20 protein-coding genes are annotated in these 21,262 nt (G+C 67.3%); 15 read left to right on the forward strand and 5 right to left on the reverse strand.

The features are described from left to right. Positions 1-218 precede the first annotated feature (218 nt). The 10 genes from pcaQ (at position 219) to VQ065_RS00995 (ending at position 12,435) form a co-directional block, all read left to right on the forward strand. A complete protein-coding gene (gene pcaQ / locus VQ065_RS00950) occupies positions 219-1,136 on the forward strand; it encodes a pca operon transcription factor PcaQ (protein WP_003083859.1) in 918 nt (305 codons plus the stop codon). Positions 1,137-1,270: 134 nt separating this feature from the next. Next, positions 1,271-1,990 (forward strand): protocatechuate 3,4-dioxygenase subunit beta, encoded by a 720-nt coding sequence (gene pcaH / locus VQ065_RS00955; protein ID WP_003102187.1) that lies wholly within the window; start codon positions 1,271-1,273, stop codon positions 1,988-1,990. 10 nt (positions 1,991-2,000) lie between these two features. Continuing rightward, a complete protein-coding gene (gene pcaG / locus VQ065_RS00960) occupies positions 2,001-2,606 on the forward strand; it encodes a protocatechuate 3,4-dioxygenase subunit alpha (protein WP_014603473.1) in 606 nt (201 codons plus the stop codon). A gap of 215 nt (positions 2,607-2,821) precedes the next feature. After that, positions 2,822-3,661 carry an IclR family transcriptional regulator domain-containing protein gene (locus VQ065_RS00965; RefSeq protein ID WP_003083866.1) on the forward strand — a complete coding sequence of 280 codons (840 nt, stop codon included), beginning with the start codon at positions 2,822-2,824 and terminating at the stop codon, positions 3,659-3,661. Positions 3,662-3,813: 152 nt separating this feature from the next. Continuing rightward, positions 3,814-4,965, forward strand: coding sequence for a triclosan efflux RND transporter adaptor protein TriA (gene triA, locus VQ065_RS00970; protein WP_003128363.1), 1,152 nt, complete (start codon positions 3,814-3,816; stop codon positions 4,963-4,965). Next, complete coding sequence (triB, locus tag VQ065_RS00975) at positions 4,962-6,032, forward strand: triclosan efflux RND transporter adaptor protein TriB (RefSeq protein WP_003083872.1); 1,071 nt, start codon at positions 4,962-4,964, stop codon at positions 6,030-6,032. Before triA ends, triB begins: the two co-directional genes overlap by 4 nt. Continuing rightward, the gene (gene triC, locus VQ065_RS00980) at positions 6,029-9,076 is read left to right on the forward strand and encodes a triclosan efflux RND transporter permease subunit TriC (RefSeq protein WP_003083874.1); all 3,048 of its coding nucleotides are present in this window, start codon (positions 6,029-6,031) and stop codon (positions 9,074-9,076) included. The genes triB and triC overlap by 4 nt, the downstream gene beginning before the upstream one ends. 198 nt (positions 9,077-9,274) lie before the next feature. Beyond that, complete coding sequence (locus VQ065_RS00985; RefSeq protein ID WP_003083876.1) at positions 9,275-10,213, forward strand: LysR family transcriptional regulator; 939 nt, start codon at positions 9,275-9,277, stop codon at positions 10,211-10,213. A 115-nt stretch (positions 10,214-10,328) separates the two neighbouring features. Next, positions 10,329-10,514, forward strand: coding sequence for a hypothetical protein (locus VQ065_RS00990; RefSeq protein WP_003083879.1), 186 nt, complete (start codon positions 10,329-10,331; stop codon positions 10,512-10,514). A 586-nt stretch (positions 10,515-11,100) separates the two neighbouring features. Beyond that, positions 11,101-12,435, forward strand: a complete 1,335-nt coding sequence (locus VQ065_RS00995; RefSeq protein ID WP_003083884.1) for an OprD family porin — start codon at positions 11,101-11,103, stop codon at positions 12,433-12,435. 28 nt (positions 12,436-12,463) lie between these two features. On the opposite strand, the gene VQ065_RS01000 is transcribed toward VQ065_RS00995, so the two are convergent. Continuing rightward, on the reverse strand, positions 12,464-13,261 hold the full coding sequence (locus tag VQ065_RS01000) for an AraC family transcriptional regulator (RefSeq protein WP_003083886.1): 798 nt from the start codon (positions 13,259-13,261) through the stop codon (positions 12,464-12,466). A 77-nt stretch (positions 13,262-13,338) separates the two neighbouring features. On the opposite strand from VQ065_RS01000, the gene VQ065_RS01005 reads away from it, so the two are divergent. Next, complete coding sequence (locus VQ065_RS01005; protein ID WP_014603475.1) at positions 13,339-14,955, forward strand: gamma-glutamyltransferase family protein; 1,617 nt, start codon at positions 13,339-13,341, stop codon at positions 14,953-14,955. Between the two features lie 345 nt (positions 14,956-15,300). On the opposite strand, the gene VQ065_RS01010 is transcribed toward VQ065_RS01005, so the two are convergent. Beyond that, a complete protein-coding gene (locus VQ065_RS01010) occupies positions 15,301-15,558 on the reverse strand; it encodes a hypothetical protein (RefSeq protein WP_123788637.1) in 258 nt (85 codons plus the stop codon). 68 nt (positions 15,559-15,626) lie between these two features. Here VQ065_RS01010 and VQ065_RS01015 point away from each other — a divergent pair, with 68 nt between their 5' ends. The 4 genes from VQ065_RS01015 (at position 15,627) to VQ065_RS01030 (ending at position 19,465) form a co-directional block, all read left to right on the forward strand. After that, entirely contained in the window at positions 15,627-16,463 is an 837-nt protein-coding gene (locus VQ065_RS01015; protein WP_003083898.1) for an outer membrane protein OmpK, read from the forward strand. A 241-nt stretch (positions 16,464-16,704) separates the two neighbouring features. Beyond that, on the forward strand, positions 16,705-18,111 hold the full coding sequence (locus tag VQ065_RS01020; RefSeq protein ID WP_003083900.1) for a uracil-xanthine permease family protein: 1,407 nt from the start codon (positions 16,705-16,707) through the stop codon (positions 18,109-18,111). Positions 18,112-18,203: 92 nt separating this feature from the next. Beyond that, complete coding sequence (locus VQ065_RS01025; protein WP_003083903.1) at positions 18,204-18,869, forward strand: TetR/AcrR family transcriptional regulator; 666 nt, start codon at positions 18,204-18,206, stop codon at positions 18,867-18,869. Positions 18,870-18,874: 5 nt separating this feature from the next. Continuing rightward, complete coding sequence (locus VQ065_RS01030) at positions 18,875-19,465, forward strand: IMPACT family protein (RefSeq protein WP_003083907.1); 591 nt, start codon at positions 18,875-18,877, stop codon at positions 19,463-19,465. A gap of 6 nt (positions 19,466-19,471) precedes the next feature. Here VQ065_RS01030 and siaD read toward each other — a convergent pair whose 3' ends face one another. The 3 genes from siaD to siaB are packed head-to-tail and all read right to left on the reverse strand — an operon-like array spanning position 19,472 to position 21,255. Continuing rightward, positions 19,472-20,299: a biofilm formation regulator diguanylate cyclase SiaD gene (gene siaD, locus VQ065_RS01035; RefSeq protein WP_003083910.1), complete on the reverse strand. Its 828-nt coding sequence runs from the start codon at positions 20,297-20,299 to the stop codon at positions 19,472-19,474. Positions 20,300-20,305: 6 nt separating this feature from the next. Further along, entirely contained in the window at positions 20,306-20,686 is a 381-nt protein-coding gene (siaC, locus tag VQ065_RS01040) for a biofilm formation regulator SiaD modulator protein SiaC (RefSeq protein WP_003083913.1), read from the reverse strand. Positions 20,687-20,712: 26 nt separating this feature from the next. After that, positions 20,713-21,255: a biofilm formation regulator kinase SiaB gene (gene siaB, locus VQ065_RS01045; protein ID WP_003083916.1), complete on the reverse strand. Its 543-nt coding sequence runs from the start codon at positions 21,253-21,255 to the stop codon at positions 20,713-20,715. Positions 21,256-21,262 lie beyond the last annotated feature (7 nt).

A 21,262-nucleotide genomic window follows, 5' to 3' on the forward strand; every position in this document is an offset into this window, starting at 1 on the left:
TCTCCCGCCCTCTGGCCAGGCAGGGAGAAGGGCTGCCGCGGTGCTGCCCGGCGCAGGATCGGTGAATCGTTCCGTTCGACGATGCTCCATCCAGTGCCTTCTCCCTTCAGGGAGAGGGACGCGGAGCAGCGCCAGGGCGCGATCTCATCGCACGCCACCTCGTCCCCAACCTGCCCGTTGGGTACCATGCCCGCACCACTCGCCGCCACGGCCACCCCATGAACCTCGACAACCGCATCAAGTTCCGCCACCTCGCCTGCTTCCTCGAAGTCGCCCGCCAGCGCAGCTTCGCCAAGGCGGCGGACGCCGTGGCGGTGTCGCAGCCGGCGATCTCCAAGACCCTCAAGGAACTGGAGGAAATCCTCGGCGCGCGGCTGTTCGAACGGAGCAAGGCCGGCGCCGAGCTGACCGAGGCGGGGGTGACCTTCCTGCGCTATGCCGGCCCCTGCGTGCAGGCCCTGCGCGACGGAGTGAACACCCTGCGCGGCCACGAGGCGCAGGTCGAGACGGTGCGGGTCGGCGTGCTGTCGACGGTGGAGAGCCTGGTGGTGCCCGAGGTGATCCGGCGCCTGCACCGGCGCCACGGTGCGCTGGTGGTCAGCGTCGCCACCGGCCCCAGCGCCTACCTGCTGGCGCAACTGAAGGTCGGCGAGCTGGACCTGGTGGTCGGGCGGATGACCGATAGCCCGGACATCCAGGGCCTGACCTTCGAGCACCTGTACAGCGAGTCGATGATGCTGGTGGTGCGTCCCGGCCACCCCTTGCTCGCCGCGCCCCTCGGCGACCTGCAGCGGCTGGCCGAATTCCCACTGGTGCTGCCGCTGGCCGGCACCACCATCCGCCGCCACGCCGACAGCCTGTTCGTGCAATGGGGCATCCCGCTCGCCGGACAGCGCCTGGAAACCCTCTCGCCGACCCTCAGCCGCAGCTATGTGTTGCGCAGCGAGGCGATCTGGGTGGCGCCGCGCGATGCCGTGCGCCTGGACGTCGGCAATGGCGAGCTGGCCGAGCTGGACCTGGGTATCCGCGAACCGGGCGGTTCGGTCGGGCTGTGCCACAACGCGGCCTTGCCGTTGCCACTGGGGGCGCAATGGTTCAGCGCGGTGTTGCGCGAGGTGGCCGCCGAGTTGCACTGATAAAGCATAACCAAATGGTTATGTATGGGGCCGGATAATTCACTGTCCCCGTCCCGCCTCCTGCGCAAGACTTCGTTTTCCATGCCTGAATCCACAAGCCTGGCGACCGATAACGCGAATAACAGGAGCTCGACATGCACGACGCCGAAAGCCGTCGTTTCGTCATCCGTGACCGAAACTGGCACCCCAAAGCCCTGACCCCCGACTACAAGACCTCCGTGCCGCGCTCGCCGAGCCAGGCACTGGTGAGCATCCCGCAATCGCTCTCGGAAACCAGCGGGCCGGACTTCTCCCACCTCAGGCTCGGCCGTCACGACAACGACCTGCTGCTCAACTTCGACCACGGCGGCCTGCCCCAGGGCGAGCGCATCATCATGTTCGGCCGGGTCTTCGACCAGTACGGCAAGCCGGTCCCGCACACCCTGGTGGAGATGTGGCAGGCCAACGCCGGCGGGCGCTACCGGCACAAGAACGACCGCTACCTGGCGCCGCTCGACCCGAACTTCGGCGGCGTCGGCCGGACCCTCACCGACAGCGAGGGCCACTATTACTTCCGCACCATCAAGCCCGGGCCCTATCCCTGGCGCAACGGCCCCAACGACTGGCGCCCGGCGCACATCCACGTGTCCGTCAGCGGCCCGGCGATCGCCGCGCGGCTGGTCACCCAGATGTACTTCGAGGGCGACCCGCTGATCCCCAAGTGCCCGATCATCCGCACCCTTGCCGACCCGGAGGCGGCGCAGAGCCTGATCGGCCGGCTCGACATGAGCATGGCCAACCCGATGGATTGCCTGGCCTACCGCTTCGACATCGTCCTGCGCGGGCAGCGCAAGACCTTCTTCGAAAACGCCTGAGGAGCCGACCATGAGCCACGAACTGCTGCGGGAAACCCCTTCCCAGACCGCCGGTCCCTACGTCCACATCGGCCTGGCGCTGGCCGCCGCCGGCAACCCGACCCGCGACCTGGAGATCTGGAACCGCATGGCCCGCGAAGACGCGCCGGGCCAGCACATCCTCCTGCTCGGCCACGTCTACGACGGCAACGGCCACCTGGTGCGCGACTCGTTCCTGGAGTTCTGGCAGGCCGACAGCGAAGGCCGCTACCAGGAGCGCTACGATCCGGAGCGACCGTTCAACAGCTTCGGCCGCACCGCCACCACCTTCGATGCCGGCGAGTGGACCCTGCACACGGTCAAGCCGGGGGGGGTGCGTAACGCCCAGGGCGTGCCGATGGCGCCGCACATCAACGTCTCGCTGTTCGCCCGCGGCATCAACATCCACTTGCAGACCCGGCTGTACTTCGATGACGAGGCCGAGGCCAACGCCGCCTGTCCGGTGCTCAACCTGATCGAGCAGGCGCCGCGTCGCGACACCCTGCTCGCGCGGCGCTGCGAAGTGGACGGACAGCTCGCCTACCGTTTCGACATCCGCATCCAGGGCGACAACGAGACGGTGTTCTTCGACTTCTAGGCGCATCGATCGCGCGGGACGCGCGGGAAGGAAGGGCGCCCTTGCCGGAGCGGCAAGGGCGTACCCAGAACCCGCCGATGGGTACCTGACATTACTCCCGGAGGGCGATGGGTAGCCCCGACAGTACTACAGTCGGAGGCGCTCCGGTCAATTGCGATGATCGAACGAGTGTCCGATAATCGGCGAGCCTTTCCGTGACCCGAGCCCGAACGTCCATGAGCGAACTCCCGGAACACCCCGCCACCCTGGCGCCGCCGACCGTCCTTTCGCCAGCCAAGCGCATCGAGGCCTTCACCGGCGATCCCAACTTCATGACCTCGCTGGCCCGTGGCCTGGCGGTGATCCATGCGTTCCAGGAGCGCAAGCGGCACCTGACCATCGCCCAGATCAGCCACCGCACCGAGATACCCCGCGCCGCCGTGCGTCGCTGCCTGCACACGCTGATGCAGCTTGGCTACGCCACCACCGACGGGCGCACCTACTCGCTGTTGCCGAAGGTGCTCACCCTCGGTCACGCCTACCTGTCGTCGACGCCGCTGGCGATCACTGCGCAGCCGATCCTCGACCGCCTCAGCGAACAGCTCCACGAAGCCTGTTCGATGGCCACCCTGGAGGGCGACGACGTGCTCTACATCGCCCGTTCGGCCACTCCCCAGCGGCTGATTTCGGTGGACCTCAACGTCGGCAGCCGGCTGCCCGCCTATTGCACCTCGATGGGCCGCATCCTCCTCGCCGCGCTGGACGACGACGCGCTGCACGCCTACTTCGGCGGAGTGGAGATGCAGGCCAAGACCAGCCGTACCCTGTATACCCCCGAGACCCTGCTGCCGTGCCTGGTGGAGATTCGTCGCCAGGGCTGGTGCATCGTCGACCAGGAGCTGGAAGTCGGCCTGCGCTCGCTGGCGGTGCCGGTACGCGACTCCGCCGGCCACGTGCTCGCCGCGCTGAACGTCGGCACCCATGCCGGGCGGGTCTCCCGCGCCGAACTGGAAAGCCGTTTCCTGCCTTTGCTGCTGGAGGCCAGCCGCGAGCTGAGCGCGCGCCTGTTCACCTGACGCCGGAGGCGATCCCCTCCACAAGTTTGGAAAAGGAACCCCCGCTTCCATCTGATAGTCGCAATCCTTGGGGACGCGGCTAGAATCCCTGCCAATTCTGGGAGTTTCCGGCCGGATCGGCCGGTATCTGTATGGATCGCGAAGGGGAAGGCATGTCAGACGCCAGAGGCGCTTTTCATTCCAAAGGTCGCTGGTCGCGGATGGCGCTGCCCGCCATCCTGTGCGCCAGCCTGCTTGTCGGTTGCGGCGCCGAGCCGCCCGCCGAGGAACACGTCCGTGTGCTGGCGCAGACGGTGAAGATGGCCGAGTTCGCCTCGGCCACCTCGATCACCGGCGACATCCAGGCACGGGTACAGGCCGACCAGTCGTTCCGTGTCGGCGGCAAGATCGTCGAGCGCCTGGTCGATGTCGGCGACCACGTCGCGGCTGGCCAGGTGCTGGCGCGGCTCGACCCGCAGGACCAGCGCAGCAACGTGGAGAACGCCCAGGCGGCGGTCGCCGCGCAGCAGGCGCAGTCGAAGCTCGCCGACCTCAACTACCAGCGGCAGAAGGCGCTGCTGCCCAAGGGCTACACCAGCCAGAGCGAGTACGACCAGGCGCTGGCCTCGGTGCGCAGCGCGCAGAGTTCGCTGAAGGCCGCCCAGGCGCAGTTGGCCAACGCCCGCGACCTGCTTTCCTATACCGAGCTGCGTGCCTCCGACGCCGGGGTCATCACCGCCCGCCAGGCCGAGGTCGGCCAGGTGGTGCAGGCCACCGTGCCGATCTTCACCCTGGCCCGCGACGGCGAGCGCGACGCGGTGTTCAACGTCTACGAGTCGTTGTTCAGCCACGATGTCGACGGCCAGCGGATCACCGTCAGCCTGCTCGGCAAGCCGGAAGTCACCGCCAGCGGCAAGGTCCGCGAGATCACCCCGACGGTGGACGAGCGCAGCGGTACGCTGAAGGTCAAGGTCGGCCTCGACTCGGTGCCGGCGGAAATGAGCCTCGGCAGCGTGGTCAACGCCAGCGTCGCCGCGCCGGCCGCGCACAGCGTGGTGCTGCCCTGGTCGGCGCTGTCCAAGGACGGCGAGCAGCCGGCGGTCTGGTTGCTCGATCAGGAAAGCAAGGTGCGCCTGCAACCGGTGCGGGTGGCACGCTACGCCAGCGAGAAGGTGGTCATCGACGGTGGCCTGGAGGCGGGCCAGACAGTGGTCACGGTGGGCGGCCAACTGCTCCATCCGGGCCAGGTGGTCGAGGTGGCCCAGCCGCCGCAGCCGACCCAGAGCACCGCCAGCCGCGACGCCGTGGGCGGAGGCCAGCCATGAAGCCGTTTTCCCTCGCCGGCCTGTTCGGCTTCGCCCTGCTCCTCTCCGGCTGCGGCGACGAGCCGCCGCCGGCACCGCCGCGGCCGGTGCTGACGGTGACCGTGAAGACCCTGAAGAACGACGACCTCGGTCGCTTCGCCGGGAGCATCCAGGCGCGCTACGAGAGCGTGCTCGGCTTCCGCACCAACGGACGGATCGCCTCGCGCCTGTTCGACGTCGGTGACTTCGTCGGCAAGGGCGCGCTGCTGGCAACCCTCGACCCCACCGACCAGCAGAACCAGTTGCGCGCCAGCCAGGGCGACCTGGCCAGCGCCGAGGCGCAGTTGATCGACGCCCAGGCCAATGCCCGGCGCCAGGAAGAACTGTTCGCCCGCAGCGTCACCGCCCAGGCGCGCCTGGACGATGCGCGGACCCGCCTGAAGACCAGCCAGGCCAGCTTCGACCAGGCCAAAGCGGCGGTGCAGCAGGCCAGGGACCAGCTTTCCTACACGCGCCTGGTGACCGATTTCGACGGCGTCATCACCACCTGGCACGCCGAGGCCGGGCAAGTGGTCAGCGCCGGCCAGGCGGTGGTCACCCTGGCCCGGCCCGAGGTGCGCGAGGCGGTCTTCGACCTGCCCACCGAGGTCGCCGAGAGCCTGCCGGCCGACGCGCGCTTCCTGGTCAGCGCCCAGCTCGACCCGCAGGCCAGGACCACCGGCAGCATCCGCGAGCTGGGTCCGCAGGCCGACGCCTCGACCCGCACCCGTCGCGTGCGCCTGAGCCTGGCGCAGACGCCGGAGGCGTTCCGCCTCGGCTCGACCATCCAGGTCCAGCTGAGCAGCGCCGGTAGCGTGCGCAGTGTGCTGCCGGCCAGCGTGCTGCTGGAGCGCGACGGCAAGACCCAGGTCTGGGTCGTCGATGGGAAACAGTCCAGCGTGGCCCTGCGCGAGGTACAGGTGCTCAGCCGCGACGAACGCCAGGTGGTGATCGGACAGGGCCTGGCCGACGGCGACCGGGTGGTCCGCGCCGGAGTCAACAGCCTCAAGCCCGGCCAGAAGATCAAACTCGACGAGGATGCGCGATGAAGGGCGGTTTCAACCTGTCGGACTGGGCCCTGCGCCACCAGTCCCTGGTCTGGTACCTGATGGCGGTATCGCTGGTGATGGGCGTGTTCTCCTACCTCAACCTGGGGCGCGAGGAGGATCCCTCGTTCGCCATCAAGACCATGGTCATCCAGACCCGCTGGCCGGGCGCCACGGTGGACGACACCCTGGAGCAGGTCACCGACCGCATCGAGAAGAAGCTCGAGGAGCTGGACTCGCTGGATTACGTGAAGAGCTACACGCGACCCGGCGAATCGACGGTCTTCGTCTACCTCAAGGACACCACCAAGGCCGGCGACATCCCGGATATCTGGTACCAGGTGCGCAAGAAGATATCCGACATCCAGGGCGAATTCCCCCAAGGCATCCAGGGACCGGGTTTCAACGACGAGTTCGGCGACGTGTTCGGCAGCGTCTACGCCTTCACCGCCGACGGCCTGGACTTCCGCCAGCTGCGCGACTACGTGGAGAAGGTGCGCCTGGACATCCGCTCGGTGAAAGACCTGGGCAAGGTGCAGATGATCGGTGCGCAGAACGAGGTCATCTACCTCAACTTCTCCACCCGCAAGCTGGCCGCCCTCGGTCTCGACCAGCGCCAGGTCGTGCAGAGCCTGCAAGCGCAGAACGCGGTGACCCCGTCCGGCGTGGTCGAGGCCGGCCCCGAGCGCATCTCGGTGCGCACCTCCGGCAACTTCCGTTCGGAAAAGGACCTGCAGGCGGTCAACCTGCGGGTCAACGATCGTTTCTACCGGCTGTCCGACCTGGCCAGCATCAGCCGCGATTTCGTCGACCCGCCGACCTCGCTGTTCCGCTACAAGGGCGAGCCGGCCATCGGCCTGGCGGTGGCGATGAAGGAGGGCGGCAATATCCTCGAGTTCGGCGAGGCGCTCAATGCGCGCATGCAGGAGATCACCGGCGAACTGCCGGTCGGGGTCGGCGTGCACCAGGTGTCGAACCAGGCCCAGGTGGTGAAGAAGGCGGTCGGCGGTTTCACCCAGGCGCTGTTCGAGGCGGTGGTGATCGTCCTCATCGTCAGCTTCGTCAGCCTCGGCCTGCGCGCCGGGCTGGTGGTGGCCTGCTCGATCCCGCTGGTGCTGGCGATGGTCTTCGTGTTCATGGAATACACCGACATCACCATGCAGCGGGTTTCCCTCGGCGCGCTGATCATCGCCCTCGGCCTGCTGGTGGACGATGCCATGATCACCGTGGAGATGATGATCACGCGCCTCGAACTGGGCGACTCGCTGCACGACTCGGCGACCTACGCCTACACCTCGACGGCCTTCCCGATGCTCACCGGGACCCTGGTGACGGTGGCCGGCTTCGTGCCCATCGGGCTCAACGCCAGCTCCGCCGGCGAGTACACCTTCACCCTGTTCGCGGTGATCGCCGTGGCCCTGCTGCTGTCGTGGATCGTCGCGGTGCTGTTCGCCCCGGTGATCGCCGTGCACATCCTGCCGAAGACTCTCAAGCACAAGTCGGAGCAGAAGAAGGGGCGCATCGCCGAGCGTTTCGACAGCCTGCTGCACCTGGCGATGCGCCGGCGCTGGACGACCATCTTCCTCACCGCGCTGCTGTTCGGCGTGTCGCTGTTCCTGATGAAGTTCGTCCAGCACCAGTTCTTCCCGTCTTCCGACCGTCCGGAACTGCTGGTCGACCTCAACCTGCCGCAAAACAGCAGCATCCACGAGACCAGGGCGGTGATGGACCGCCTGGAAGCGACGCTGAAGGACGACGAGGACATCGACCACTGGAGCGCCTACGTCGGCGAAGGCGCGATCCGCTTCTACCTGCCGCTGGACCAGCAGTTGCAGAACAACTTCTATGGCCAACTGGTGATCGTCACCAAGGACCTGGAGGCCCGCGAGCGCGTCGCCGCACGCTTGCGCGATCGCTTGCGCAAGGACTACGTCGGCATCAGCACCTACGTGCAGCCGCTGGAGATGGGGCCGCCGGTGGGACGGCCGATCCAGTACCGGGTCAGCGGACCGCAGATCGACAAGGTCCGCGAGTACGCCATGGGCCTGGCCGGCGTGCTCGACGGCAACCCGAACATCGGCGATATCGTCTACGACTGGAACGAGCCCGGGAAGATGCTCAAGATCGACATCGCCCAGGACAAGGCGCGCCAGCTCGGGCTGTCCTCCGAGGACGTGGCGCAGATCATGAACAGCGTGGTGACCGGCAGCGCGGTGACCCAGGTGCGCGACGACATCTACCTGGTGAACGTCATCGGCCGCGCCGAGGATAGCGAGCGCGGCTCGCTGGAGACCCTGGAGAGCCTGCAGATCGTCACGCCCAGCGGCACCTCGATCCCGCTCAAGGCGTTCGCCAAGGTCAGCTACGAGCTGGAGCAGCCGCTGGTGTGGCGCCGCGACCGCAAGCCGACGATCACGGTGAAGGCGTCGCTGCGCGGCGAGATCCAGCCCACCGACCTGGTCGCCCGGCTGGCGCCGGAGGTCAAGCGCTTCGCCGACGGCCTGCCGGCGAACTACCGGATCGAAGTGGGCGGCACGGTGGAGGAGAGCGGCAAGGCCGAGGGCCCGATCGCCAAGGTGGTGCCGCTGATGCTGTTCCTCATGGCGACCTTCCTGATGATCCAGTTGCAGAGCGTGCAGAAGCTGTTCCTGGTGGCCAGCGTCGCGCCGTTGGGGCTGATCGGGGTGGTCGCGGCGTTGCTGCCGACCGGCACGCCGATGGGCTTCGTGGCGATCCTCGGGATTCTCGCGCTGATCGGCATCATCATCCGCAACTCGGTGATCCTGGTGACCCAGATCGATGCCTTCGAGAAGGACGGCAAGACGCCCTGGGAGGCCGTGCTGGAAGCCACCCACCACCGCACCCGGCCGATCCTGCTGACGGCGGCGGCGGCCAGCCTGGGGATGATCCCCATCGCCCGCGAAGTGTTCTGGGGGCCGATGGCCTATGCGATGATCGGCGGCATCGTTGCCGCCACGCTGCTCACGCTGATCTTCCTGCCGGCGCTGTACGTCGCCTGGTACCGGATTCCGGAACCGGGACGCTGAGCGCGGCGGAAGGGGAAGGGGGCGCCGCCGTAGCAGAGTCTGTGCGGGGGGAAGGAGAGCGGACGGCGGGTGGGCCATCCGCCCCGACGCCGGGCAGGGTATGCCCGGCGTTGCTACGGCGACGGCGGCCAGTATAGGCAGCCCGGCGCCAGGGAAAATCCGACCAATTTACGAATCTGTTTTGCAACCGAGGTAATAGTGGACACATTGCAAGGCATGCGCGTGTTCGCCAGGGTGGTGGACAGCGGCAGCTTCACTTCCGCCGCCCAGGCCCTGGACCTGTCCACCGCGCAGGTATCGCGGCTGATCTCCGACCTGGAGGCGCACCTGCAGACGCGCCTGCTGCACCGCACCACCCGGCGCCTGGCCCTGACCGAGGCCGGCGAGCGCTACCTGGAGCGGTGCCGTGGGATCCTCGAGGACATCGAGGTCGCCGAGGCCGAAGCCGCCGGCGCGCACATCCGCCCCTGCGGCCGCTTGCGCGTGCAGTCGCTGATGGGCATGGGCCAGCATCACCTGGTGCCGATGATCGCCCGCTACGGCGCACTGTTCCCCGACGTGGTGATCGAGCTGACCCTGTCCCAGCGCAACCCGGACATGCTCGAGGAAGGCCAGGACGTGCTGATCACCGGCGAGCGCCAGTTGCCCGACTCGGAGTTCGTCGCCCAGCGCCTGGGCAGCATCCACAGCGTACTCTGCGCCAGTCCCGGCTACCTGCAACAGCACGGCGTGCCGCGCTCGGTGGACGACCTGGAGCGCCACGTCTGCCTGCGCCTGCAGGATCCGGCCTACCCGGAGGGCTGGATCTTCGCCGACGAGCAGGGCGAGCGCACCGTCAGCCCGCAGAACACCTTCATGGTCAATGTCGCCGAGGTCATGGCCCAGGCGGCCAAGGCCGACCTCGGCATCGCCCTGCTGCCCAGCTACGTGGCGGCCGCGGCGCTGCGCAACGGCGAGCTGCTACGGGTGTTGCCCGGCCATGCCATGCACGAGCGGACCATCTATGCGCTGTATCCCTCGCGGCGTTACCTGGACGCGAAGATCCGCACCTGGGTCGATCTGTTGCAACAGGAACTTCCCCAGGCATTCGCCCGCGACGAAACCACCATGCAAAGTTCAAGTTACTGGGCACAGTGAAGGATTGTTGTTATTGAGGTAATACTCTCTCGTCTGTTTGGCTATTTTTCCGAGCATGGCGGTTAACTAATATGGCGCCTGTCCCAAGTGAACAGGGTGTCATCGGAGACCCGCCATGAATCGCCAGATCCTTGCTGCCGCCATACTCAGTCTGTTTTCCCTCGCATTTTCCCAGGCCGGTTTCGCCGAAGAGTCCTCGCTGATGACCAACCGCATGGTCGACGCCAACCAGCAGGCCATCGAGCACCAGCAGGAACTTTCCGCTTCCGCCGCGCAGGCCGGGGCCCGCAGCGACTCCTGATCTAGCGCATGGCGCCAGCCGCGCCATGGCTTCCCCCGGGTACTCGGGAAGCGTGAGCCTGGGTACCCTGTCCTTGCGCCGCATATGATATGCGGCGTTTTTTTTGCCTTCCTGACCGTTCGGAGAATTCTTGCAGAATATGTAAAAGACTTTCGTTGGATATCGGGTTTTTCCGATAGTGGCAAAAAAATATAATCGCGCCAGCTCAATGGATAATTGTCGCTGGCTGTCGACGATATTCGTTCTGTCTTCATCGATCTCGCCATGCAAGAGCGGGACGTGGAAAGCCTAAAGCCCGATGAGTCGAAGAGACTTTCAATAGAAGAGTCCGACTGTGTTCCAGCCGGTTTCCAGTGTCCGGAAATACACTGGCAAGACTTCCCGACGCCGAACTTTGATTGCTCCTATTCGACGTCTTCTCAAGGCCGCTGATACCAGCGGCCTTTTTTTTCGGGTTGCGCCCGGCTGGGCGCCCCATGGGAGCGATCGCCCGCGCGAGGCCAGCAGAAGCGTCGCCGGGAACGACACCACAACACGCTTTCCGGCCTTGCCGGATTTCACCACGCTGTAAGAAGGAGCAACCGCAATGAGGAATCTGTTCGCCTTGACGCCGATGGCGCTGGCGCTGTGCACCGCGTCCGCCGCCTGGGCCGATGAGGGGGAAGCCAAAGAAGGCTTCATCGAAGGCTCCAGCCTCCAATTGCTGACCCGCAACTACTACTTCAACCATGACCGCCGGCACGCTTCCGGGCACGACAGCAAGGAATGGGCGCAAGGCTTCATCGCCACCTTTCAGTCCGGCTACACGCCCGGCGTGGTCGGCTTCGGCGTCGACGCCTACGGCATGCTCGGGCTGAAGCTCGACGGCGGCGGCGGTACCGGCGGCACCAGCATCCTGCCGATCACCGCGCCGAGCAAGGAAGGCTACGAGTCCGGCAAGGCGCCCGATGAGTTCTCCAGTGGCGGGGCGGCGCTGAAGATCCGCGCCTTCGACACCGAGCTGAAGCTGGGCGACCAGTTCCTCAGCAACCCGGTGGTCGCCGGCGGCGAGTCGCGCATGCTGCCGCAGACCTTCCGCGGCGTGAGCCTGACCAACAACAGTTTCGAGGACCTGACCCTCACGGCTGGCCAGGTCAGTTTCACCAAGTACTACAACCAGAGCGGCCACCGCCGCCTCGGCTCGTACTACGGCGAACTGCCGAGCGACCGCGACAGCCATCATCTCAGCTGGCTGGGCGGCACCTGGGGCGGCATCGAGGGCTTCACCAGCAGCTTGTACGCCGCCGAACTGCAGAACGTCTGGAAGCAGTACTACGCCGACGTCGACTACACCTACGAGATCGACGACAACTGGTCGCTGAACCCCGGCGCGCACTACTACAAGACCGTCGACAGCGGCGACTCGCTGCTCGGCCGGATCGACAACAACACCTACAGCCTGCATTTCGCGGTCGGCTACAAGCAGCACACCGTCACCGCGGTGCTGCAGAAGGTCAACGGCAACACGCCGTTCGACTACATCAACCAGGGCGACAGCATCTTCCTCGACAACTCGCAGCAGTATTCCGACTTCAACGGTCCCAACGAGAAGTCCTGGAAGCTGCAATACGACTACGACTTCGTCGCCCTCGGCCTGCCCGGCCTGAGCGCCTCGGCCTCGTACTCGCGCGGCAAGCTGGACCTGACCCGGGTCGATCCGGACAGCCCCGGCTACGGCGGCTGGTACAGCGCCGACGGCAAGAACGCCAAGCACTGGGAACGCGACCTCGACCTGCAGTACGTGGTCCAGGGCGGTCCGGCCAAGGACCTCTCGCTGCGCCTGCGCTGGGCCACCCACCGCGGCACCGGCGGCTACAGCGCGGTGGACAACGACATCGACGAATACCGGGTGATCGTCGACTACCCCATCGACGTGTTCTGAGCCCCGCGCGCTGGGCCCTTCGCCGGGCTCAGCGCTGGCGGAACAGTTCGCCGGGAGTGAAGCCGAAGAGTCCCTTGAAGGCGGCGATGTAGGCCGAGGTCGAGTCGTAGCCGCTGTCCAGGGCGGCGCCGGTGACGCTGTCGCCGGCCTCCAGCGCGTTGAGCGAGGCGAGCAGGCGCTGGCGTTGGCGCCAGAGCCGGTAGTTCATCCCGGTCTCGCGCTGGAACAGGCGCGACAGGGTCTTTTCCGAGGTGCCCAGGCGCTGCGCCCAGTCGCCCATGGTCAGGCTCTGGGTCGGTTCGTCGATCAGTGCCTGGCACAGCCGCAGCAGGCGCGGCTCGCGCGGCATCGGCAGGGAGAAGGCGACCTCCGGCAGCAGCCGCAACTGGTCCAGCAGCACCTGCACCAGCCGCGATTCGGCGCTGTCGCCCTCCGGGTAGTCCACCGGCAACTCGCAGAAACTCTTGATCAGCTCGCGCGCCAGCGGCGTCACCTCCAGCACCCGGCAGCGCGTCGGCGCCCAGGCACAGGCGTCGCCACGGATGTACAGGCTGCGCATCTCGGCGCGGGTGGAGGTGACCACCTCGTGTTCCAGTTGCGCCGGAATCCAGATCGCCCGCTGCGGCGGGGCGAAGAAGCTGCCCTCGGCGGTATGCACGCCGAGCACGCCGCTGATGGCGTAGGAAAGCTGCACCCAGGCGTGCCGGTGGCGCGAGGTCCAGGAGCCGGCGCGCAGGCTTTCGGCGCGCGCGTAGACCGGCCGTGGCAGGCGGGCGAGGGTGGGAATCGGGCGGTGCAGTTCCGCAGGCTGTCCGTTCATCGTCATGACTTGGCGTCGTGTCGCTAGTCGGCAGAGTCTGGCAGGGCTAACCTGCCGCCTCAAGTTTCCCGGAGCCCACGCCGATGCTCGACTTCTCCGCCCACGCGCTTCCCTACGCCTCGCAACGTTCGCCGGTCCATGCCCGCCGCGGCATGGTCGCCACCTCGCAGCCGCAGGCGGCGCAGGTCGGGCTGGAGATATTGCGCCGTGGCGGCAACGCCATCGACGCGGCGATCGCCACCGCCGCCGCGCTGACGGTGGTCGAGCCGACCGGCTGCGGGATCGGCGGCGACGCCTTCGCCCTGGTCTGGACCCGCGGCCGCCTGCACGGCCTGGACGCCAGCGGGCGCGCGCCGGGCCTGCTCGATCGCGAGCGGGTGCGCGCCGCCGGCCACGAGCGGATGCCGCTGTACGGCTGGACGCCGGTCACCGTGCCGGGCTGTCCGGCGGCCTGGGCCGAACTGTCGCGGCGCTTCGGCAAATTGCCGTTCGAACAACTGCTGTGGCCGGCGATCGAGCTGGCCCGCGATGGCTTTCCGGTCTCACCGGTGATCGCCCGCCTGTGGCAGAGCGGCCTGGACAAGTTCCGCGCGGCGTTGCCGCAGCGGCCCGAGCTGCGGGCCTGGTTCGACGAGTTCCTCATCGACGGCCGGGCGCCGCGCGCCGGCGAGGTGTTCCGCCAGCCGGGCCAGGCCGACACCCTGGACGAGCTGGCGCGCAGCCAGTGCGAAAGCTTCTATCGCGGCGAGCTGGCCAGGGCCATCGTCGGCCACGCCGAACGCAGCGGCGGCTACCTGCGCGCGGAGGACCTGGCCGGCTACCAGGCGAAGTGGGTCGAACCGATCTCGCTGAACTACCGTGGCTATGACGTCTGGGAGATTCCGCCGAGCGGCCAGGGCCTGATCGCCCTGATGACCCTGAACATCCTCAAGGGCTTCGAATTCGGCGAGCGCGACTGCGCGCGGACCTGGCATCGCCAACTGGAGGCGATGAAGCTGGCGTACGTCGACGGGCTGCACTACATCAGCCAGCCGCAGTCGATGCGGGTCTCGGTCGAGGAACTGCTGCACGAGGACTACGCCGCCAGCCGCCGTGCGCTGATCGGCGAGCGCGCGCTCGATCCCAGCCCCGGCCAGCCGAGGCCGGGCGGCACGGTGTACCTGGCCTGTGGCGACGAGGAGGGCAATCTGGTCTCGTTCATCCAGAGCAACTACCACGGCTTCGGCTCCGGCGTGGTGGTGCCCGGCACCGGCATCGCCTTGCAGAACCGCGGCGCCGAGTTCAGCCTCGATCCGGACCACGTGAATTGCCTGGAGCCGGGCAAGCAGACCTTCCACACCATCATTCCCGGTTTCCTCAGCAAGGACGGCGTGCCGCTCGGCCCGTTCGGCGTGATGGGCGCCTATATGCAGCCGCAGGGCCACGTGCAGATGGTGATGAACCTGGTGGACTTCGGCCTCAACCCCCAGGCTGCCCTCGACGCGCCGCGCTGGCAGTGGCTGGGCGGGCTGCGCGTCGGCATCGAACATGCCGCGCCGCGCGCGCTGGCGGCGGAGCTGGCGCAGCGTGGGCACCAGGTGGAGATCGCCTACGACTCGACCAGCTACGGGCGCGGCCAGATCGTCCTGCGTGACCCGGCCAGCGGCGTGCTCTGTGGCGGCACCGAGCCGCGCACCGATTCGCAGATCGCGGTGTGGTGAGGGGACCCATGTGGGTGAGGCGGGGAGACCTGTCCGGCGGATAATGCCCAAGGCGTATCCGCCCTGCGGATGGCGAAGCAAGAAGTCCCGGCAGGCATAGGCTGCCAGGCGACCCGTACTCGAGCGCGCTCCGCTACGCGACATCGAGAGCGCTTTCTGGATGTCATGCCACCGGAGTCTCCCAGGCCCTGGCGAATTTACGTCCGGGCGTCCTGAAACCCGACGAAAAACCCCATTCGGGGATGAATTCCGCCCGCCGTCTCTGGCATCATCCGCGCCGCTTCTCGCCCGAACGCCGGGGCGGTGATGTGTAGAAATACCACGCAGTGTTTTGTGTACAAAATCCTACTGATTCTTTTTGTCACAAAACGCTTTTGTGTATCCAGTTTTCTTCGCGCTGCCATCCCAAAGTCGAGCACGCCCCTCCCGACCATGCACCAGCGCAAGGCAGAAACTGTCCTTGGGGTCAGGTTTTTGCCGTCGTAGAGAGGTTGGAGGCATTTCGCCGCCTTTGTCCAGAACACTGAAAAAACAGGTGTTCCCTTCGCCGTTGGAAACCCGGCGAAGCGCCCGCGCCGTCTTGGCTTCGTTCTTGCTATCCATGGCGAGGCCTGACCGCTCGGACAGGTTCGCCCACTAGAAAAAAAGCTATTCACTCCAGGAGCGTTTCAATGAGCCGCACACTCGCCACCGTGATGCTAGCCGGGGGGCTGCTGGCCGCAGGCCAGGCTGTCGCCGAAGACCATGACATGACGCCGACCCACGAGACCGACTCGGGGCCGCTGCTCTGGCACAACGAGAGCCTGACCTACCTCTACGGCAAGAACTTCAAGATCAACCCGCCGATCCAGCAGACCTTCACCCTGGAACATGCCAGCGGCTGGACCTGGGGCGACCTGTTCATCTTCTTCGACCAGATCAACTACAACGGCAAGGAAGACGCCAGCAACGGCAAGAACACCTACTACGGCGAGATCACTCCGCGCCTGAGCTTCGGCAAGCTCACCGGAGCGGACCTCTCCTTCGGCCCGGTGAAGGACGTGCTGCTGGCCGGCACTTACGAGTTCGGCGAAGGCGACACCGAGGCCTACCTGCTCGGCCCGGGCTTCGACCTGGCGATCCCCGGCTTCGACTACTTCCAGCTCAACTTCTACTACCGCAAGCCCGACGGCAACCGCGTGCGCGCCGGCGCCTGGCAGATCACCCCGGTGTGGTCCTACACCATTCCGGTGGGCAACTCCGACATCCTCATCGACGGCTACATGGACTGGGTGATCAACAACAAGAGCGCCAGCACCAGCCGCCGCAACCAGAGCGACTACCACGCCAACCTGCACTTCAACCCACAGGTCAAGTACGACCTGGGCAAGGCCCTCGGCTACGAGGCGAAGCACCTGTACGTGGGCCTGGAGTACGACTACTGGTCCGACAAGTACGGCGTGAAGGACTCGCAGTACTTCACCACCGACCAGAACACCGCCAGCTTCCTGGTCAAGTACCACTTCTGAGTCCGTCGCGCGGGGCTGCCGGCCGGGCCCCGCCAGCGCGCCCCGTCATTGCGCGCCGTGCATCGGCACGGTGCGCGACGGTCGCCTCCGTGGTCCTTGCGTTTGCCTCCCGTTGTTCGCTCGACCCACGCCGGGCGCGTCCTGCAGCCTGAGCGGCAGGAATAAGCTGATCACCTGGACAGCTTTTTGCAGAAGCCGTGCATCCTCCTCCTGTCCGAGGAGCGCCACTTGAGACGGCCCGATGCATAGCGAAGACCAACGCCCCAACGACCTCATCTACGGCCTCGACGACCGGCCGCGCCCGCTTCCCGCCTTCCTTGCCGCGCTACAGCACGTGCTGGCCAGCTTCGTCGGTATCGTCACTCCGCCGCTGGTGATCGGCTCGCTGCTCGGCCTCGGCGAGCACCTGCCATACCTGATCAGCATGGCGCTGATGGTTTCCGGCGCCGGCACCCTGATCCAGGCGCGCCGGCCGTTCGGCATCGGCGCCGGGATGATCTGCCTGCAAGGCACCAGCTTCGCCTTCCTCGGCGCCGTGCTGGCCGCCGGGATGCTGGTGAAGCAGCGCGGCGGCGGTCCCGAGGAGATCCTCGCGATGATCTTCGGCGTGTGCTTCTTCGGCGCCTTCGTGCAGATCGTCCTCAGTCGTTTCCTCGGCCATCTTCGCCGGGTGATCACGCCGCTGGTCACCGGCATCGTCATCACCCTGATCGGCGTCAGCCTGATCAAGGTCGGCATCACCGACCTCGGCGGCGGAGCCGGGGCCACGGACTTCGGCGCACCGGCCAATCTCGCGCTGGGCGCGCTGGTGCTGCTGAGCATCGTCCTGCTGAACCGCTCGCGCCTGCCCTGGCTGCGCCTGGCCGCCATCGTCATCGGCCTGGCGCTGGGTACCCTGGCGGCCTGGGCGACCGGCCTGTTCGTTCCGCGGGCGTTGCCCGAGCTGCCGCTGGTCAGCCTGCCGCAGCCGTTCCGCTTCGGCTTCGCCTTCGACTGGATGGCCTTCCTGCCGGTGGCGCTGATCTACCTGATCAGCAGCATCGAGACGGTCGGCGACCTGACCGCCAACTGCATGCTCTCGCGGCAGCCCCTGGAGGGGCCGGCGTATCTGCAGCGGTTGCGCGGCGGAGTGCTCGGCGACGGCGTCAGTTGCCTGCTGGCAGCCACCTTCAGCGCCTTCCCGAACACCACCTTCGCGCAGAACAACGGGGTGATCCAGCTCACCGGGGTGGCCAGCCGGCACGTCGGGATCTATATCGGCGGCGTGTTGCTGGCGCTCGGCCTGTTCCCCTGGATCGGCGCGATCCTCCAGCAGATCCCCAAGCCGGTGCTCGGCGGCGCCACCCTGGTGATGTTCGGCAGCGTCGCCGCCGCCGGCATCCGCATTCTCGGCCAGACCGCGATGGACCGCCGCAGCGTGCTGATCATCGCCGCCTCGTTCGGCGTCGGCCTCGGCGTGGCCGCGCAGCCGACCCTGCTCGACCAGATGCCGGCGGTGGTGAAGACCCTGTTCGACTCGGCGATCACCAGCGGCGGCATCACCGCCATCCTGCTCAACCTGCTGCTGCCCGAGGAGCGCGTTGCCGAAGCGGCGCAGGCCAGCGCGAAGGGCGGCGCCCTGGCGCGCTGGCGCAAGCCGCTGGGTTGATACGGGCGTTTGCAAATTTTTCCGCGCCTGGCTTGTGTCCCGCGGCCGGGCTGGGGTATCAACGCGGGGATCACGCCGATGGAAACCTGCGCATGACCCTGACAGTGCCCGCCCACGACCCGGCCGCCCGCGACAAGCCGGCCGGGCGCATCCGCCAGAAGAACGAGGAGGCGATCCTCGCCGCGGCCGAGGAGGAGTTCGCCCGCCACGGCTTCAAGGGCACCAGCATGAACACCATCGCGCAGAACGTCGGCCTGCCCAAGGCCAACCTGCACTACTACTTCGGCAACAAGCTGGGCCTCTACACGGCGGTGCTGAGCAACATCCTCGAACTCTGGGACAGTACCTTCAACACCCTCGGCGTCGACGACGATCCGGCCGAGGCGCTGGCCCGCTACATCCGCGCCAAGATGGAGTTCTCCCGCCGCTACCCGCTGGCCTCGCGGATCTTCGCCATGGAGATCATCAGCGGCGGCGAGTGCCTCACCGCGCATTTCAACCAGGACTACCGCAGCTGGTTCCGCGGCCGCGCCGCGGTATTCGAGGCCTGGATCGCCGCCGGCCGGATGGACCCGGTGGATCCCGTGCACCTGATCTTCCTGCTCTGGGGCAGCACCCAGCACTACGCCGACTTCGCCAGCCAGATCGGCCTGGTCACCGGCCGCAAGCGCATGTCCAGGCAGGACTTCGCCGCCGCCGCCGACAACCTGGTGCGGATCATCCTCAAGGGCTGCGGACTGACCCCGCCGGCGGCCTGAACGCGATGCCGAGCACCCTGCAAGGCCTCGCCGAATACCGCGAGGAAATCCGCAAGAGCCGTTTCCACACCGTCGCCGCGCCGGTGGCCGACGAGGACGAGGCGCAGGCGTTCATCGCCGCCCACCGCGACGCTTCCGCCGGACACAACTGCTGGGCCTGGAAGTGCGGCGCGCAGTACCGCTTCAGCGACGACGGCGAACCCGGCGGCAGCGCCGGGCGGCCGATCCTGGCGGCCATCGAGGGACAGGACATGGACTGCGTGGCGGTGCTGGTCAGCCGCTGGTTCGGTGGCATCAAGCTCGGCACCGGCGGCCTCGCCCGCGCCTATGGCGGCGGCGCGGCCAAGTGCCTGCAGCAGGCGCCGCGCAGCGAGCTGGTCGAGCGCTGCCGGGTGCGTTTCGCCTGTGCCTTCGCCGACCACGCGCTGCTCAAGGCGCGCAGCCTGGCGCTGGGCGCCAGCGTGGCGGCGGAAGACTACGGCGCCGACGGCGTCGTCCTGACCCTGGAGTTGCCGGTGGCGCGCTTCGAGGCGCTTCAGGCGCTGCTGGTGGACCTCAGCCGAGGCCAGGTGCGGCCGCAGCGGCTGGACGCCTGAGGAGGCTCAGCGCGCTGGAGCCGGGCGGGAAGGGGCAGGAAGCGGCGGGAGCGCGGCGAACACGCATTTGTCGCGGCCGCTGCGCTTGGCGTCGAGCAGTGCGGCGTCGGCGCGATTGACGGTCTGCGAATAGGTTTCGCCGATGCGGTGTTCGGTGACGCCGACGCTGGCGGTGACGCTCAGCGCCTCGGTGCCGACGCGTACCGCCAGGGTCCGTACGCTGTCGCGCACCCGCTCGAGTACCGGGCCGGCGTCCTGCAGGCGGGTCTGCGGCAGCAGCAGGAGGAATTCCTCGCCGCCCCAGCGGCCGCAGAGGTCGTATTCGCGCAGCTCGGACTCCATGGCCCGGGCGATTTCCACCAGCACCCGGTCGCCGCTGTCGTGGCCCCAGGTATCGTTGACCTGCTTGAAGAAGTCCACGTCGAGCATCGCCAGCACGTAGCTCTGGCCGTGGCGCTGGGAGCGTTCGTTCTCCTCCCTGAGGCGCTCCAGCAGCATGCGTCGGTTGGGCAGGCCGGTCAGCGGGTCGCGGATCGAGGCTTCCTTCAGCGCCAGGTTGAGGTCGCGCATCATCTGCTGGTAGCGGTCGGAGATCCGCGCCACCTTTTCCAGGCGCCGCAGTTGCTTGTGGTAGCGCTCGGACAGCGACAGGTTCTGCTCCCGCGCCATCGACTGGAAACCGTCGGAGATCCGGGCGATGCGCTCCAGCCGCACCAGTTGCTCCAGCGATTGCTGGCGCAGGCGGGCCAGCGCCTGGTGCAGCGGATGTCCGTGGAACTGCGGATCGGCCAGCAGGCCGTCGATCCAGGCGTCCAGTTCGCGTTCGCGGCTCATCGTCGGCTACTCGTCGTGGGCCTGGATTGCGAAGGGGAAGCTGCAATCCTCGCGGAACTCCTCGGCCAGCTCGGCGACCCGTTCGTTGCGCCGGTCGTAGTGCCAGCGCAGGCTGACCGGGCGACCGCCCTGGTGGGCCTCTTCGAGCAGGTCGAGGATGTCCATCATGGCCTTGATCGAACTGGTGTTCAGGTACAGCAGGCGCAGGTCCAGTTCCAGCGGCCGCTGCCCGTCGGCGAGGAAGCGCTCGACCCAGTCGATCACCTGGCCGAACAGTTCATAGGAGTTTTCCGGGTAGGAATCGCCTTGCATGGACAGGCGTCCGGCCTGCCAGTCGCCCTGGATGGCGGGCGTGGACTGGGTGCCGGGTATGTGCAGGTCACTCATGATGGTGTTCTTCCTAAAACACGGGGTCAGATCACGGCGCGCAGGCTGAAGAAGGCGCGCCCGTCGGGCTGTTCCTTCAGCGATGCGGCCAGTGGTTCGCTGGACTTGCGGGCGATGTCCAGCAGGCCGAGACCGGCTCCGCTGGCGCAGCCGCTGTCGCGCGGGCGGCGTAGCTGCTCCTTGTAGGCGGCCTTGAGGGCGGCCTTGTCGAGGTTGGCGATGGCCTGGATGCTGCGCACCAGGCTCTGGCCGTCGTCGCGCTCCACCAGGTTGCCGGCGGACACCACGTAGTGGCCGTCCTCGTTGCGGGCGATGGCTACCGTGGCCGCCGCCTCGTGTTCGCCGTAGCCCTTGAGATTGGCGTAGTGGCGGATGTTCTGGGTCATCTCGATGTACACCGCGAAGACGTCCATCGCTTCGCTCGGCTTGGCCTGTTCGGCGTGCAGGTAGTTGCGCAGCGCGTGGCCTATCTCCTCGATCAGGCTGCGCGAGATCGGTCCGTTGAAGCAGAGCAGGATGCGTTGGCGGGTGTAGCTTTCACGCATGGCCAGCAGGTCTAGCGTTTCCATGGGTGCC

The sequence above is a fragment of the Pseudomonas sp. KBN10P06128 genome (assembly GCF_037574945.1).
GTDB lineage: Bacteria > Pseudomonadota > Gammaproteobacteria > Pseudomonadales > Pseudomonadaceae > Pseudomonas > Pseudomonas aeruginosa.

Excerpts from the sequence above, each read along its gene's own strand:
- VQ065_RS00990 (WP_003083879.1), top strand. The coding sequence starts at position 10,329 with ATGAATCGCCAGATCCTTGCTGCCGCCATACTCAGTCTGTTTTCCCTC.
- VQ065_RS01020 (WP_003083900.1), top strand. The coding sequence starts at position 16,705 with ATGCATAGCGAAGACCAACGCCCCAACGACCTCATCTACGGCCTCGAC.
- triC (WP_003083874.1), top strand. The coding sequence starts at position 6,029 with ATGAAGGGCGGTTTCAACCTGTCGGACTGGGCCCTGCGCCACCAGTCC.
- triA (WP_003128363.1), top strand. The coding sequence starts at position 3,814 with ATGTCAGACGCCAGAGGCGCTTTTCATTCCAAAGGTCGCTGGTCGCGG.
- VQ065_RS00995 (WP_003083884.1), top strand. The coding sequence starts at position 11,101 with ATGAGGAATCTGTTCGCCTTGACGCCGATGGCGCTGGCGCTGTGCACC.
- siaB (WP_003083916.1), bottom strand. The coding sequence starts at position 21,255 with ATGGAAACGCTAGACCTGCTGGCCATGCGTGAAAGCTACACCCGCCAA.
- VQ065_RS01000 (WP_003083886.1), bottom strand. The coding sequence starts at position 13,261 with ATGACGATGAACGGACAGCCTGCGGAACTGCACCGCCCGATTCCCACC.
- VQ065_RS01030 (WP_003083907.1), top strand. The coding sequence starts at position 18,875 with ATGCCGAGCACCCTGCAAGGCCTCGCCGAATACCGCGAGGAAATCCGC.
- VQ065_RS01015 (WP_003083898.1), top strand. The coding sequence starts at position 15,627 with ATGAGCCGCACACTCGCCACCGTGATGCTAGCCGGGGGGCTGCTGGCC.
- VQ065_RS01010 (WP_123788637.1), bottom strand. The coding sequence starts at position 15,558 with ATGGATAGCAAGAACGAAGCCAAGACGGCGCGGGCGCTTCGCCGGGTT.
- pcaQ (WP_003083859.1), top strand. The coding sequence starts at position 219 with ATGAACCTCGACAACCGCATCAAGTTCCGCCACCTCGCCTGCTTCCTC.
- siaC (WP_003083913.1), bottom strand. The coding sequence starts at position 20,686 with ATGAGTGACCTGCACATACCCGGCACCCAGTCCACGCCCGCCATCCAG.
- pcaG (WP_014603473.1), top strand. The coding sequence starts at position 2,001 with ATGAGCCACGAACTGCTGCGGGAAACCCCTTCCCAGACCGCCGGTCCC.
- VQ065_RS01025 (WP_003083903.1), top strand. The coding sequence starts at position 18,204 with ATGACCCTGACAGTGCCCGCCCACGACCCGGCCGCCCGCGACAAGCCG.
- siaD (WP_003083910.1), bottom strand. The coding sequence starts at position 20,299 with ATGAGCCGCGAACGCGAACTGGACGCCTGGATCGACGGCCTGCTGGCC.
- VQ065_RS01005 (WP_014603475.1), top strand. The coding sequence starts at position 13,339 with ATGCTCGACTTCTCCGCCCACGCGCTTCCCTACGCCTCGCAACGTTCG.
- pcaH (WP_003102187.1), top strand. The coding sequence starts at position 1,271 with ATGCACGACGCCGAAAGCCGTCGTTTCGTCATCCGTGACCGAAACTGG.
- triB (WP_003083872.1), top strand. The coding sequence starts at position 4,962 with ATGAAGCCGTTTTCCCTCGCCGGCCTGTTCGGCTTCGCCCTGCTCCTC.
- VQ065_RS00965 (WP_003083866.1), top strand. The coding sequence starts at position 2,822 with ATGAGCGAACTCCCGGAACACCCCGCCACCCTGGCGCCGCCGACCGTC.